This is a genomic window from Paraburkholderia sp. BR10923, from assembly GCF_040948765.1.
Classification (GTDB): Bacteria; Pseudomonadota; Gammaproteobacteria; order Burkholderiales; family Burkholderiaceae; genus Paraburkholderia; species Paraburkholderia youngii.
Genome location: NZ_JBFPKO010000015.1, coordinates 82,017 through 95,538 on the forward strand (window position 1 = coordinate 82,017; position 13,522 = coordinate 95,538).

Sequence of the window (13,522 nt, forward strand, 5' to 3'; positions counted from 1 at the left end):
GGAGTATTGAACATGCAAGCCAGAGAAAACCTCGCGCAGCAGGCCGCCAAGAGCGCGGCCGACGCGCTGATTCCGCAGCCTACCGACAAGGCCAAGTGGTGGCAGCAGATCACCGAGTACAGCCTGATCGTGATCTTCATCGTGATGTTCGTCACGATGTCGCTGACCGTCGATCATTTCTTCTCGATCGAGAACATGCTCGGCCTCGCGCTGTCGATCTCGCAGATCGGCATGGTCGCGTGCACGATGATGTTCTGTCTCGCGTCGCGCGACTTCGACCTGTCGGTCGGCTCGACCGTCGCGTTCGCCGGCGTGCTGTGCGCGATGGTGCTCAACGCGACCGACAGCACGGTCATCGCGATCATCGCGGCGGTCGCGGCGGGCGCGGTGATCGGCTTCGTCAACGGCGCGGTGATCGCTTATCTGCGCATCAATGCGCTGATCACGACGCTCGCGACGATGGAAATCGTCCGCGGCCTCGGTTTCATCGTGTCGCATGGTCAGGCGGTCGGCGTATCGTCGGATACCTTCATCGCATTGGGCGGCCTGACGTTCTTCGGCGTGTCGCTGCCGATCTGGGTCACCCTGATCTGCTTCATCGTGTTCGGCGTGATGCTGAACCAGACCGTGTACGGCCGCAATACGCTCGCGATCGGCGGTAATCCGGAAGCGTCGCGCCTGGCCGGTATCAACGTGGAGCGCACTCGCGTCTACATCTTCCTGATCCAGGGCGCCGTCACCGCGCTCGCCGGCGTGATTCTCGCGTCGCGTATCACGTCGGGTCAGCCGAACGCCGCCGAAGGCTTCGAGCTGAACGTGATCTCCGCGTGCGTGCTCGGCGGCGTGTCGCTGCTGGGCGGCCGCGCGACGATCTCCGGTGTCGTGATCGGCGTGCTGATCATGGGCACGGTCGAGAACGTGATGAACCTCTTGAACATCGACGCGTTCTACCAGTACCTGGTGCGCGGCGCGATCCTGCTCGCGGCCGTGTTGCTGGACCAGTTGAAGAACCGCGGCTCGCGCGACTGAGTCGCTTTCATCTCATCCCAAGTTCATAAAGGAATCGAACGATGTCGTCTCCGGCCAATGCAAACGCCAGCCTCTCTGACACCGCGTACGCGCGCTATCCGAGCCTCGTCGACCGTACGGTGCTGATCACGGGCGGCGCGACCGGCATCGGCGCATCGTTCGTCGAGCACTTCGCGGCGCAGGGCTCGCGCGTCGCTTTCTTCGATATCGATGCGAGCGCCGGCGAAGCCCTCGCCGACCAGCTCGGCGATTCGAAGCACAAGCCGCTCTTTCTCCCGTGCGATCTGACCGATGTCGACGCACTGCAAAAAGCGATCGCCGACGTGAAGGCGGCGCTGGGTCCGATCCAGGTGCTGATCAACAATGCGGCGAACGACAAGCGCCATCAGATCGCCGACGTGACGCGCGAGTCGTTCGACGCCGGCATCGCCGTGAACATCCGCCACCAGTTCTTCGCGGCGCAGGCCGTGATGGAAGACATGAAGGCCGCGCGTAGCGGCTCGATCATCAACCTCGGCTCGATCAGCTGGATGCTGAAGAACGGCGGCTATCCGGTGTACGTGATGTCGAAGTCGGCGGTGCAGGGGCTCACGCGCGGGCTCGCGCGCGACCTCGGCCACTTCAATATCCGCGTCAACACGCTCGTGCCGGGCTGGGTGATGACCGAGAAGCAGCTGCGCCTGTGGCTCGACGACAACGGCCGCCGGCAGATCAAGGAAGGCCAATGCATCGACGCCGAGCTGATGCCGGCCGACCTCGCGCGCATGGCGCTATTCCTCGCCGCCGACGACAGCCGCATGATCACCGCGCAGGACATCGTCGTCGACGGAGGCTGGGCGTGAGCGGCAGCCCGCGCGTGCAACGGGCCACGCTGCTGCTCGACGCGCAGTGCGAACTCGGCGAAGGCGCGACCTGGTGCGCCCGCAGCGGCCGTTTCTACTGGACCGACATCGAAGGCGCGCGGCTGTGGCGCTACGATCCGGCCGACGGCCGCAGCGATTCGTTCGACATGCCCGAGCGGCTCGCCACCTTCGCGCTGTGCGAAAACCCGCGCTACGTGCTGCTCGGGCTCGCATCGCATCTCGCGTTTTTCGATCTGGAGAAGGGCAGCACGCAGCACATCGTCGACGTCGAGCCCGGCATGAACACGCGCGTGAACGATGGGCGCTGCGATCGGCAAGGGCGCTTCGTGTTCGGCACCAAGGACGAAAGCGGGCAACGGCAGACGGTCGCCGGCTTCTATCGGTTGAATCACGATCTATCGCTCGAACGCTTACCGTTGCCAGCGCCGGCAATTTCGAACAGCATCGCATTCAGTCCCGACGGCGCGACGATGTACTACTGCGATTCGCCGACGCGTGAAATCCGCGCGTGCGACTATCGCGCCGATGGCAGCATCGCGAACGATCGCCTGTTCACGCGTCTAACCGATGCGAACGGCATCCCCGACGGCTCGACCGTCGACAGCGACGGCGGCCTGTGGAACGCGCAGTGGGGCGGCGCGCGCGTGGTGCGCTACGGTCCCGACGGTGTGGAAACCGAGCGCATCGACGTGCCGACCACGCAGCCTAGTTGCGTCGCGATCGGCGGTGCCGCGCTCGGCGAGGCCCCGGGCAGCGCCCGGGGCGAGACGGCGCTCGACACGCTGTACATCACGAGCGCCTACGCCGAACTCGATGCAACGGCGCGCGCGGCCGATACGCTCGCGGGCGACCTGTTCGTCGCGACGCTTTCACGGCGTGGTGTTGCGGAACCGCTGTTCCAGGGCGCGCCTATCTAGCGCAGAATGACGCAGCCCCGGCCGCGCGCCGGGGCCGCGATCCTGAAGGTGAAGCAGAAGTCGATGTGGCAGTTTCGGTCCGCGAGCGATACGCCCGCGACCGGCCGGCAACGAATCGGCAGCATGCAGTTCGGACTCGAGGCGAATTGGTCATAAAAAGTCGCCCGCAACTCCCGTCAACCCTGACGGCAACGTCCCACGCCTCTCGATGGAGCCAGATATGACTGTTGCGAATCTCGTTTCAGCCTCATCCCCAACCTCTCAAACGCGACGCTCGCGACTTGCCGCGGCGGCCAATCCCGTGCTGGCGGGCCCGAGCACGTCGGCGGTGGCGCTCGGCGAAGGCAGTGCCGGCGATGTCGCGTGCATTACGCTCGCCAACTCGCAATTGCGTCTCGATGTCGCACCGACGCTCGGCGGCGGCGTGACCCGCTTCGACTGGCGCGACGACGGCGCACTGACGCCGATCTTCCGGCGCTGCAGTCAAGTCGGCGTCGATACGGAACCGAACCAGCTTGCCTGCTATCCGCTGTTGCCGTACTCGAACCGCATCGGCGGCGGTCATTTCAGCGTGGGCGGGCGGCGCGTCGAGGTGCCGCGCAACCGCGCCGAGGAACCCCTGCCGATTCACGGCGACGGCTGGCTCGCGCAATGGGAGGTGCTCGACGCGGGCCGCGAGCACGTGCGCCTCGCGCTCGAGCGCTGCGAAGGCAAGCCGTACGCGTTCCGCGCGACGCAAACCTACACGCTCGACGGCCCGACGCTCGTCATCGCGCTCGAAATCGAAAACGCCGGCCGTGAGACGCTGCCGTTCGGGCTCGGCGTGCATCCATTCTTTGTGCGCGACGCGGACACCGAGCTATCGGCGGCGGCTGGCGGCCTGTGGCTGTCGGGCGACGACTGGCTGCCGGTGCGCCACGTGCCGGCGCCGCCCGCGTGGCAGTTCGGCGTCGCGTATCCGCTGCCGGAGACGATCGTCAATCACGCGTTCACCGGCTGGAGCGGCCAGGCGGCGGTGGTGTGGCCGAAGCGCCGGCTGTCGCTGAACATCGCCGCCGATACCGACTACTACGTGCTGTACACGCCGCCCGGCGAAGACTTCTTCTGCTTCGAGCCGGTCGATCATCCGATCAATGCGATGAACCTGGCCGGCGGCGCGAGCGAAAACGGCATGACGCTGCTCAAGCGCGGCGAGCGGTTGACGCGCACGTTCCGCTTCACCGTCGAGCGGACTGGGCTGCGCTCGATGCCGGGCGGGCGTGGCGCGCGGCGCAGGCAGTAGTTGTCGCCGCAGCCGCCGGGCCGCCGGAAGGGCGGCTGGCGCTGCTACCGCCAATGAGGTGCGGGCCGCGCGGTGACCGCCATCGACGGATGGCGATCGTGGGACGGGTAAAATACGCGCCTCCCCCGAATACAGGCTCGCCGCGAGACTCACCATGTCCAACTTCATCCAGACACTCAACGACGCCTGGCAGCGCACGAACTCGCTGCTGTGCGTTGGGCTCGATCCCGAGCCCAGCAAATTTCCGGGCGCGCTCGCGGGCCGCGCCGATGCGATCTTCGAGTTCTGCCGCACGATCGTCGATGCAACCGCGCCGTACGCGTCGTCGTTCAAGCCGCAGATCGCCTACTTCGCCGCGCATCGCGCGGAAGACCAGCTCGAGCAGCTGATCGCCCACATTCACGCGAACCATCCGGGCCTGCCGGTGATTCTCGACGCCAAGCGCGGCGATATTGGCAGCACCGCCGAGCAGTACGCGCGCGAGGCGTTCGAGCGCTACCAGGCGGACGCGGTGACGGTCAATCCGTACATGGGTTTCGATTCGATCGAACCGTATCTCGAGCACGCGGGCAAGGGCGTGATCGTGTTGTGCCGCACGTCGAACGCGGGCGGCTCGGACTTGCAGTTTCTCGAGACGGGCGGCCGGCCGCTGTACCAGGTCGTCGCTCGACTGGCCGCGCAGAAGTGGAATGCGAGCGGCCAGCTGGGGCTCGTGGTCGGCGCGACGTTTCCGAAGGAAATCGAAGTGGTGCGCGGGATCGTCGGCGACATGCCGCTGCTGATTCCGGGCATCGGCGCGCAAGGCGGCGACGTGCAGGCAACCGTGAGCGCCGGACGCACCGCGAACGGCACCGGCATGCTGATCAACTCTTCGCGCGCGATCATCTACGCGGGCAAGGGCGACGACTTTGCGCAAGCGGCCGCGCAGGCCGCGAAGGACACCCGCGACCGGATCAACGCGTTTCGTTGATTCGGCGGGCGGTCCCGCGCCGGGCCGTGCGGCGCGTCAGCGCGCCGGTCCGAGCCGCCCGATCAACTCCGCATGGCGCGGATGCCGCGCCTTCAGCGCATCGACCTCCGCGAGTTCGAACTCGCTGAATTCGAAACCCGGCGCGACCGTGCAGCCGACCAGCGCGAACGACGCCGGATCGGCGCACTCAGCCGCGAACCACATGCCGGCCGGCACGACGGCCTGATACACCGTGTCGGGATGCGTGAGCGGATTGCCGAGCCGGTGCGTAACGAGCGCACCGCCGGCATCGCTTTCATCGAGCACGTGAACCAGCAGCGGCTCGCCGGCGTAGAAATGCCAGACCTCGTCGGATCGGATCCGATGCCACGCCGAATGCGCGCGATCGCACAGCATGTAATAGATCGCGGTCGACGCCGCACGGGTGTTCTCAGTCTCGCTCGCTTCGCCGGCGCGCAGCACGCGCGCGGCCGAGCGATAAGTCTCCGCGAAAAAGCCGCCTTCAGGATGTGGCTTCAGGTCGAAGCGACGGATCAGGTCATCAGCGATGGTGCGCGAATCCGGCATTGTCCGCCTCTCCAGTAATAGTCAGGCGCCGCTCAATGCTCGCGTTCGTCGAGTAGCGCCAGCAGACCGCGCAGCGCGTGCGCTGCCGCCTGCACGCGGATCTGCTCGCGATCGCCCTTGAAAATCTTCGTTTCCACCGACGTATGCAGCCGGTTGGTCCAGCCGAACGACACCATGCCGACCGGCTTGGTTTCGGTGCCGCCACCGGGCCCAGCGACGCCGGTTATCGACAGCGACACTTGCGCGCGGCTGTTGCGCAGCGCGCCTTCGGCCATCGCTCGCGCGACCGGTTCGCTGACCGCGCCGTGCTTTTCGATCAGGTCGGCCGGCACGCCGATCATTTCACTCTTCGCCTGGTTCGAATACGTGACGAAGCCGCGTTCGAACCAGCCACTGCTGCCGGAGATGTCGGTGATCGCGGTCGCGACCATGCCGCCTGTGCAAGACTCGGCGGTCACGAGCATCAGGCGCTCGTCGCGCAGACGGTTGCTCACGCGGATCGCAAGCTGGTGAACGACGGAATCGGTAGGCATGGCGTCAGTCAATCCGGAAAACGAAGCCGGCCGTGAGGCGCGGCGAACGGCAGGGGCCGGGTGGCGACCGAAAGAGTCGAACGGTACTCAGATCGCGGTCGGGCAGCGCTCAAACCGACATTCGCCACAGCGCAATCACGAGTAACGTGAAGAACGCGGCGATCAGGTCATCGAACATGATGCCAAAGCCGCCTTTCAGCCGGCGGTCGAAGTAGCCGATCGGTGGCGGCTTCACCATGTCGAAGAAGCGGAAGATCACGAACGCCCACATCTGAGCGGCGAGCGTGGCAGGCGTGACCATCAGCAGCACGAGCCAGAACGCGACGATTTCGTCCCACACGACCGCCGACGGATCCTCGACGCCAAGCCGCTTCGCCGTAAAGCCACACAGCGCGATGCCGGCGAGAAAGCCGACGCCGATCAGCACGCCCCATTCGATAACGGTCAGATAGCGGCTCAGTACCACGAAGGACGCCCAACCGAACAGGGTGCCGATCGTGCCCGGCGCGACGGGCGACAGCCCGCTGCCGAAGCCGAGCGACAGGATGTGGACTGGGTGCGACAGCATGAAGCGCGCGGTCGCGCGGCGTGGCTTAGCGGGCTTCGGCGCGCGCGGTCCTGGTACTTGCGGCGGCTTGTTGCCGAGGAAGTCGTCGGCGGGGCCGAGCGGGGGGTCATTCTGCATGAAAGTGATCGAAACCTTGCAAGGTCAAAGTGAGCGGCACGCCGGTGGCGTTGCGCCACGCGATGGCCGGGCGGTCGGTGGCCGCCTCCAGTGCGCTTATTGTACCGATGCGAGTGACCGGCACAGCGGCCTTGTGCGCGGCGGCCTCGACCGCGGCGCGCGCGGCGCCGGGCGCGGTGAAGCACAGCTCGTAATCGTCGCCGCCGGCGAGCGTGCAGCGCTGCTGGACCTCGGGCGGCAGGCGGCGCAGCGCGGCCGAGCGCGGCACCGCGTCGACGTCGACGCTCGCACTTACCGACGAGCGCTCGAGGATATGCAGCAGATCGCCGGCGAGTCCGTCCGACAGGTCGAGCGCCGCGTGTGCGACGCCGCGCAGCGCGAGGCCGAGCGCGATGCGCGGCTCGGGGCGTTCGAGTGCCTGGCGGAACGCCGCGGCGTCGTTCCGATCGGCGGCCCATTCACCGCGCTGCACGCCGAGGCCGGCGCGCGCGTCGCCGAGCGTGCCGGAAATCCAGATGTCGTCGCCGGGTTGCGCGGCATCGCGGCGCAATGCCGTTTGCGGCGGCACGCTGCCGAACACCGTGATGCACAGATTGAGCGGTCCGCCCGTCGTATCGCCGCCGATCAGCTCGCAACCGTAGCGCTCGGCCAGCGCGAACAGGCCTTCGCTGAACCCCGATAGCCAGGCTTCGTCGGCTTGCGGCAGCGAGAAGGCGAGCGTGAACGCCTGCGGCTGCGCGCCCATCGCGGCGAGGTCCGACAGGTTGACCGCCAGCGCCTTGTGACCGAGCGCTTCGGGATCGATATCGGCGAAGAAGTGACGGCCTTCGACCAGCATGTCCGTCGATATCGCGAGCATTTCGCCGGCAGGCGGGGCCAGCAACGCGCAGTCGTCGCCGATGCCGAGCGTGCCGTCTTCGGGAGTAGAGGGCCGCGCGTGGGCGGCGCGGCGGGCGAAGAAGCGGTCGATCAGCGAAAACTCGGAAAGCATGATGGCGGACGATGAGCGGAGAAGGATCGTAGAAATAGCGTAGGTGGCCAGGTTCGAGCGTAATGCCCCCTTCGCAAGCACCGGACCACCCCGTGCGACGGGCAACGCGCTTTCACGCTGTTTCAGTCGCGGCAGTTGTACCCGTATTGAAGGAATTGCGTAGGCAATTGGGGCTACAATGCCGTCGAACGTCTATTCTAATCTGCACTCCGAAGCCCGCCTTATGTCGAATCCCGTCAATACCAAACTCCGCGAAGCAGCCCTCGATTACCACGAGTTTCCGACTCCCGGCAAAATCGCGATCGCCCCGACCAAGCAGATGATCAACCAGCGCGACCTCGCGCTGGCGTATTCGCCTGGCGTCGCATTTGCGTGCGAGGAAATCGTCGAGAGCCCGCTGAACGCCGCGCGCTTCACTGCGCGCAGCAACCTCGTCGGCGTCGTCACGAACGGTACCGCGGTGCTGGGTCTCGGCAACATCGGCCCGCTCGCGTCCAAGCCGGTCATGGAAGGCAAGGCCGTCCTGTTCAAGAAGTTCGCCGGCATCGACGTGTTCGATATCGAGATCAACGAGACCGATCCGCACAAGCTGGTCGACGTGATCGCCGCGCTCGAACCGACCTTCGGCGGCATCAACCTCGAAGACATCAAGGCGCCGGACTGCTTCATCGTCGAACGCGAATGCCGCAAGCGCATGAAGATTCCGGTCTTCCATGACGACCAGCACGGCACCGCGATCGTCGTCGCGGCGGCAGTCACCAACGGTCTGAAGGTCGTTGGCAAGGACATCAAGGAAGTCAAGCTGGTTTCCTCGGGCGCGGGCGCGGCGGCGCTCGCCTGTCTGGACCTGCTGGTCGACCTCGGCCTGCCGCTCGAAAACATCACCGTGACCGACCTCGCGGGGGTCGTCTACAAGGGCCGTACCGAACTGATGGACCCGGACAAGGAGCGTTTCGCGCGTGAAACCAGCGCGCGCTCGCTCGCCGAGGTGATCGACGGCGCGGACGTGTTCCTCGGGCTGTCGGCTGGCGGCGTGCTCAAGCAGGACATGGTCAAGAAGATGGCCGCCAAGCCGCTGATCCTCGCGCTCGCGAACCCGACGCCGGAAATCCTGCCGGAACTCGCGCTCGAAGTGCGTCCGGACGCGGTGCTGTGCACGGGCCGCACCGACTACCCGAACCAGGTCAACAACGTGCTGGTGTTCCCGTTCCTGTTCCGCGGCGCGCTGGACGCCGGCGCGACGACGGTCACGCGCGAAATGGAAATCGCCGCCGTCAACGCGATCGCCGAACTGGCGCGCCAGGAGCAGAGCGACATCGTCGCGACCGCGTATGGCATCCAGGATCTGTCGTTCGGACCGGAGTATCTGATTCCGAAGCCGTTCGATCCGCGTCTGATCGTGAAGGTCGCGCCCGCGGTGGCGAAGGCCGCGATGGACTGCGGCGTCGCCGAGCGTCCGATCGAGGATATGGACGCGTACGCGCAGCATCTGCAGCAATTCGTCTACCACAGCGGCACGACGATGAAGCCGATCTTCCAGCTCGCCCGCAGCGTCGAGCCGGAGAAGAAGCGCATCGTGTTCGCGGAAGGCGAAGAGGAACGTGTGCTTCGCGCGATCCAGATCGTCGTCGACGAAAAGCTCGCCAAACCGATCCTGATCGGCCGGCCTGCCGTGATCGAACAGCGGATCGCGCGTTATGGCCTGCGGCTCGTCGCCGGGCAGGATTACACGGTCGTCAACACGGATCATGACGAACGTTACCGTGAGTTTTGGCAGGAATACGCGAAGATGATGTCGCGCAAGGGCATCACCACGCAGATGGCCAAGCTCGAGATGCGTCGCCGCACCACGCTGATCGGCTCGATGATGGTCAGGAAGGGCGAGGCGGACGGCATGATCTGCGGCACGGTCAGCACGACGCACCGCCATATCCATTTCATCGACCAGGTGATTGGCAAGAAGCCGGGCGCGAAGGTGTATGCGGCGATGAATGGGCTGGTGTTGCCGAATCGGCAGATTTTCCTCGTCGATACGCACGTGAATGTCGATCCGACGCCGGAGGAGCTGGCCGAGATCACGATCATGGCGGCCGAGGAAGTGCGTCGTTTCGGTATCGAGCCGAAAGTCGCGCTGGTGTCGCATTCGAACTTCGGTTCGAGCAACGCGCCGAGCGCACAGAAGATGCGCGATACGCTCGAGATCCTGCGTGAACGCGCGCCGGAGCTGCAAATTGACGGCGAAATGCACGGCGATGTCGCGCTCGACTCCAATCTGCGCCGCGAAGTGCTGCCCGATTCGACGCTCGAAGGCGACGCGAACCTGCTGGTGCTGCCGAACATCGATGCGGCCAATATCGCGTACAACCTGCTGAAGACGGCGGCCGGCAACAACATCGCGATTGGCCCCATCCTGCTCGGCGCGGCCAAGCCGGTGCACGTGCTGACGCCGTCGGCGACCGTACGCCGGATCGTCAACATGGCGGCGCTGCTGGTTGCGGACGTCAGCGCAACCCGCTAAGCGCGCATCGTGACCGGGCCGCGACAGGCCCGGCGCCGGTTCTCCGACCGGCGCGCCCTGAAAAAAAAGGCGTGCCCGCAATGGGCACGCCCTCGGGGCAAGCTGGGGATCGCCACCCCGAAAAATGGCAATGACACAGCCTTTCGGCTGAATGGTTCCAGGCTTTGACAACCGCGAGCGAGCGCCTCGGCCACCGGCCGCTTGCATCGCTTGCGCTGCGCTCGATCGCGGTTGAGCTCAGTTTAGCCTGATCGAGCTAAATATTCTGTCAAAAGTCGTCAAAGCCCCGATTGGCCGGCTTTGCGCGCCGTGAGGCGGGGTGTCGTCCGGCCGTCGAACGTTGATTCCAAAGGCTATTAGCGATACCCTTACGACTTTCATGGTCGTCAAACTCGTGGTCTGACAGCGGGGAAACCTGATACATGGCACGCAACTGGTTGCGCATGAAAGGCGTGCTGATCGGTGCTGCCGCGCTCTGCGCGTTGTCAAGTTCGGCGCCCGAGGCGCTGGCGCGAGACAACTCGGCGCCAGCTGCGGCGGAAGCGCAGGTAGGCACCATCGCGCTGGCGCAATTGCCGCGCGAAGCGGTCGATACGTTGAACCTCATTGCTACCGGCGGGCCTTACCCGTATCAGAAGGATGGCATCGTATTCGGCAACTACGAACGGGTGCTGCCCGCTCATTGGCGCGGCTATTACCACGAATACACCGTCCCCACGCCTCACGCGCGCAATCGCGGGGCGCGCCGCATCGTCTGCGGAGGTCCGCTACAGCGAACCGACAATTGTTATTACTCGGACGACCATTACACCAGTTTTAACCGTATTGTTGAATGACATTGGGATGAACGGCATGAGCGACAACATCTACGCGCACGATTCCGGAGTCGCGACGGATCTTTTCGCGGCCGGCGACGGCAATTTGTTCCAACGCGTCATGAAGATGCGCGCCGACGAGCAGGGTCGCGACAACCAAAGCGAGGCTGGCACGGTGGTTTCATCGAACGAAGAGCCCATGAGCCTTTTCAGGACGGTGCGGCCGAACATCGTGCAGTCGATCCGCGCGTTCCGCGTGCAGGATCTAGCCGACGAGGCCAACCACCTTGGCCAGCACTTTCTGTATGCATACTGCGCGAACGCCGCGTCGAAGCAGGAAGTGCTCGAGACGATCGCGACGTCGTTCCTGTTTCCCAAGCATTTCGGCAAGAACTACGACGCGCTCTACGACTGCCTGACCGACCTCGTGCACAAGGCCGGCGCGCAGCCCGGCTTCGTGATCGTGCTCGAACACCTGCCGATCGCGCAGAAATTCGACAAGGAAGGGCGCGAGACGCTGCTCGACGTGTTCCGCGAAGCGGCCGAATTCTGGGCCGAGCGCAAGGTCGCGTTCCGGGTGTTTTACTCGTTCGCCTGAGGCTCGTAGGATGTTTCACCTGTTCAGGCGTAGTTGATTGGCTCTGACGGCGAACATCGCGCTACAGACGCTAAAGGCCCGCTAATTGGCGGGCCTTTGCTTTCGTGGCGGTGTTTGGCGCATAGCTCCCGCTTACCAACCGCCCCAGCGCGCCGCAAGCGCAGCAAGCACCGCGATCCCTGCGGTCTCGGTGCGCAGCACACGCGGTCCCAAGCCCACCGCGGCAAAGCCCTGTTCAACGGCGGCGGCTTCCTCGTCGGCGGAAAGGCCGCCTTCGGGGCCGATCAGCAGCGTCACGCCGCCAGGCGGCGGCGCGTCCGGCAGCGCCGTGAAACCGATGCTCGCGCGTGGCGACAGCAGCAGGCGCAACTCGTCGGGTGCCGGTTCGCGCGACAGGGTATCGAGCCAAGCGCCAATCTCACACACCGGCATGACGTCCGGCAGCCGATTACGCCCGCACTGTTCGCACGACGCCCGCACCACACCTTGCCAGTGCTGCTGCCGCCGTTGCGCGCGCTCGCCGGTCAGCCGCACGACGCTGCGTGCGGTCGCGAGCGGCACGAAGCCAGAGGCGCCGAGTTCGACCGCCTTCTCGATCAGCCAGTCCATCTTGTCGCCGCCGGCGATGCCTTGGGCGAGCGTCAGCCGATACGGCGGCTCGACCTCGACCGCGCGAAATTCGCCAATTTTCACGCGAGCCGAACGGCGCTCGACCTCGACGAGTTCGGCGCCGTATTCGCCGCCCTGGCCGTTGAACAGCACGAGCGAATCGCCAGGCTGCAGACGAAGCACGGCCACGTGGCGGACGACGTCGTCGGGCAATGCGATCACGTCGTCGGGGTAAAGCAGCGCGTCAACAAAAAAACGGGGCATCGACGAATGACTCTCGGATTCAGGAAAGGTGGCGGGCGAGCGCCCAGCGATAGCCGTCGATATCTTCGACCTGCGCGAAGCGGTCGCCCCAGAACTGGTCCTGCGGCTCGCTCAGCGACTTCGCGCCAGCCGCGAGCGCGCGAGCATACACGGCATCGACGTCCTCGACATAGACATAGAACGATTGCGGCGCAATCGTGCCCGCGCTTTTCGGCGTCTTCGCGGTCGAGCCGAACGCGCCTTCGGGTGCGAACATCACGATCAACTGGCCTTGGTAAGTCATCTCGACGTGCATGACGACGCCGTCGTCCTGCACGCTGTCGCGCACGTCGAAGCCGAACGCCGCCGAAAAAAACGCCGTCGACGCGCGCGCGTCGCGCACCGTCAGATAGGGGGTCAGCCAGGGCACACCGGCGGGGCGGGGGGCGGTCATGGAGTTCTCCGGATTTCGTGGGGCAGCGTGCGACTGTTGCGGGTTTCGCTCGGGCGCGGCATGCCGGCTTCGCTCGAACTGGTTCGCTCCACGTGCCCACGCTTCAAATGGATGGTTTCGTCGTCGGACTCAGTTTATCGCGCGCCGTTCGCGCTGCCGAGAGTAGCCCCGCGTGCAGGGCTGGTTCGTCATGACGCAGCGAATCGATGCCGCGCGCGGCGAGACGTTCGACGAGCGGGTGAATCGGGCGAGTCGTCGCGGAACTCGATAGGCATCCGGGCATCGAGCGGATCGAGGCGTGCATGAGGAAATCCGTAGACGGCGTCGGCACAAGGCTGGAACAATAGCGGGGCGTTCACGGCGGACGGGCTCGATCGGCAGCGTGGGCAAATCAGCTGCTCGAATCGTGAATGCCGCCGCCGGGCGTAGTGCGTTGAACCGCGCGGCC

The 13,522-nt window shown here is 65.6% G+C and carries 14 protein-coding genes; 8 read left to right on the plus strand and 6 right to left on the minus strand.

The annotated features are described in order from the left end of the window. Positions 1-12 precede the first annotated feature (12 nt). The 5 genes from araH to pyrF all read left to right on the plus strand — a co-directional run bounded on the left by araH (position 13) and on the right by pyrF (position 5,061). Positions 13-1,029, plus strand: a complete 1,017-nt coding sequence (gene araH / locus AB3X94_RS25345; RefSeq protein ID WP_176105037.1) for an L-arabinose ABC transporter permease AraH — start codon at positions 13-15, stop codon at positions 1,027-1,029. Between the two features lie 41 nt (positions 1,030-1,070). Further along, positions 1,071-1,871, plus strand: a complete 801-nt coding sequence (locus tag AB3X94_RS25350) for an SDR family NAD(P)-dependent oxidoreductase (RefSeq protein WP_368613054.1) — start codon at positions 1,071-1,073, stop codon at positions 1,869-1,871. Then, complete coding sequence (locus AB3X94_RS25355) at positions 1,868-2,809, plus strand: SMP-30/gluconolactonase/LRE family protein (protein ID WP_176105040.1); 942 nt, start codon at positions 1,868-1,870, stop codon at positions 2,807-2,809. The genes AB3X94_RS25350 and AB3X94_RS25355 overlap by 4 nt, the downstream gene beginning before the upstream one ends. Positions 2,810-3,029: 220 nt before the next feature. Continuing rightward, on the plus strand, positions 3,030-4,091 hold the full coding sequence (locus AB3X94_RS25360; RefSeq protein WP_368613055.1) for an aldose 1-epimerase: 1,062 nt from the start codon (positions 3,030-3,032) through the stop codon (positions 4,089-4,091). A 154-nt stretch (positions 4,092-4,245) separates the two neighbouring features. Beyond that, positions 4,246-5,061 (plus strand): orotidine-5'-phosphate decarboxylase, encoded by an 816-nt coding sequence (gene pyrF, locus AB3X94_RS25365; RefSeq protein WP_368613056.1) that lies wholly within the window; start codon positions 4,246-4,248, stop codon positions 5,059-5,061. Between the two features lie 36 nt (positions 5,062-5,097). Here the strand turns inward: pyrF and AB3X94_RS25370 are convergent, their stop codons facing one another. The 4 genes from AB3X94_RS25370 to thiL form a co-directional block, all read right to left on the minus strand. After that, entirely contained in the window at positions 5,098-5,628 is a 531-nt protein-coding gene (locus tag AB3X94_RS25370; RefSeq protein ID WP_176105042.1) for a cupin domain-containing protein, read from the minus strand. Between the two features lie 32 nt (positions 5,629-5,660). Beyond that, positions 5,661-6,161, minus strand: coding sequence for a CinA family protein (locus tag AB3X94_RS25375; RefSeq protein WP_013090547.1), 501 nt, complete (start codon positions 6,159-6,161; stop codon positions 5,661-5,663). A gap of 109 nt (positions 6,162-6,270) precedes the next feature. After that, positions 6,271-6,846, minus strand: coding sequence for a phosphatidylglycerophosphatase A (locus AB3X94_RS25380; RefSeq protein WP_368613057.1), 576 nt, complete (start codon positions 6,844-6,846; stop codon positions 6,271-6,273). Continuing rightward, complete coding sequence (gene thiL, locus AB3X94_RS25385; RefSeq protein ID WP_368613058.1) at positions 6,836-7,837, minus strand: thiamine-phosphate kinase; 1,002 nt, start codon at positions 7,835-7,837, stop codon at positions 6,836-6,838. The genes AB3X94_RS25380 and thiL overlap by 11 nt, the downstream gene beginning before the upstream one ends. A gap of 178 nt (positions 7,838-8,015) precedes the next feature. Between thiL and AB3X94_RS25390 the strand changes: the two genes are divergently transcribed. The 3 genes from AB3X94_RS25390 to AB3X94_RS25400 all read left to right on the plus strand — a co-directional run bounded on the left by AB3X94_RS25390 (position 8,016) and on the right by AB3X94_RS25400 (position 11,768). Further along, positions 8,016-10,355: an NADP-dependent malic enzyme gene (locus tag AB3X94_RS25390; protein WP_368613059.1), complete on the plus strand. Its 2,340-nt coding sequence runs from the start codon at positions 8,016-8,018 to the stop codon at positions 10,353-10,355. A gap of 422 nt (positions 10,356-10,777) precedes the next feature. Next, positions 10,778-11,191: a ribonuclease gene (locus AB3X94_RS25395; protein ID WP_368613060.1), complete on the plus strand. Its 414-nt coding sequence runs from the start codon at positions 10,778-10,780 to the stop codon at positions 11,189-11,191. Between the two features lie 16 nt (positions 11,192-11,207). Then, positions 11,208-11,768, plus strand: coding sequence for a barstar family protein (locus tag AB3X94_RS25400; RefSeq protein WP_013090542.1), 561 nt, complete (start codon positions 11,208-11,210; stop codon positions 11,766-11,768). A gap of 132 nt (positions 11,769-11,900) precedes the next feature. Here the strand turns inward: AB3X94_RS25400 and AB3X94_RS25405 are convergent, their stop codons facing one another. Next, on the minus strand, positions 11,901-12,641 hold the full coding sequence (locus AB3X94_RS25405; RefSeq protein ID WP_368596380.1) for a 16S rRNA (uracil(1498)-N(3))-methyltransferase: 741 nt from the start codon (positions 12,639-12,641) through the stop codon (positions 11,901-11,903). A gap of 19 nt (positions 12,642-12,660) precedes the next feature. Beyond that, positions 12,661-13,074 carry a glyoxalase/bleomycin resistance/extradiol dioxygenase family protein gene (locus AB3X94_RS25410; protein WP_008923880.1) on the minus strand — a complete coding sequence of 138 codons (414 nt, stop codon included), beginning with the start codon at positions 13,072-13,074 and terminating at the stop codon, positions 12,661-12,663. Positions 13,075-13,522 lie beyond the last annotated feature (448 nt).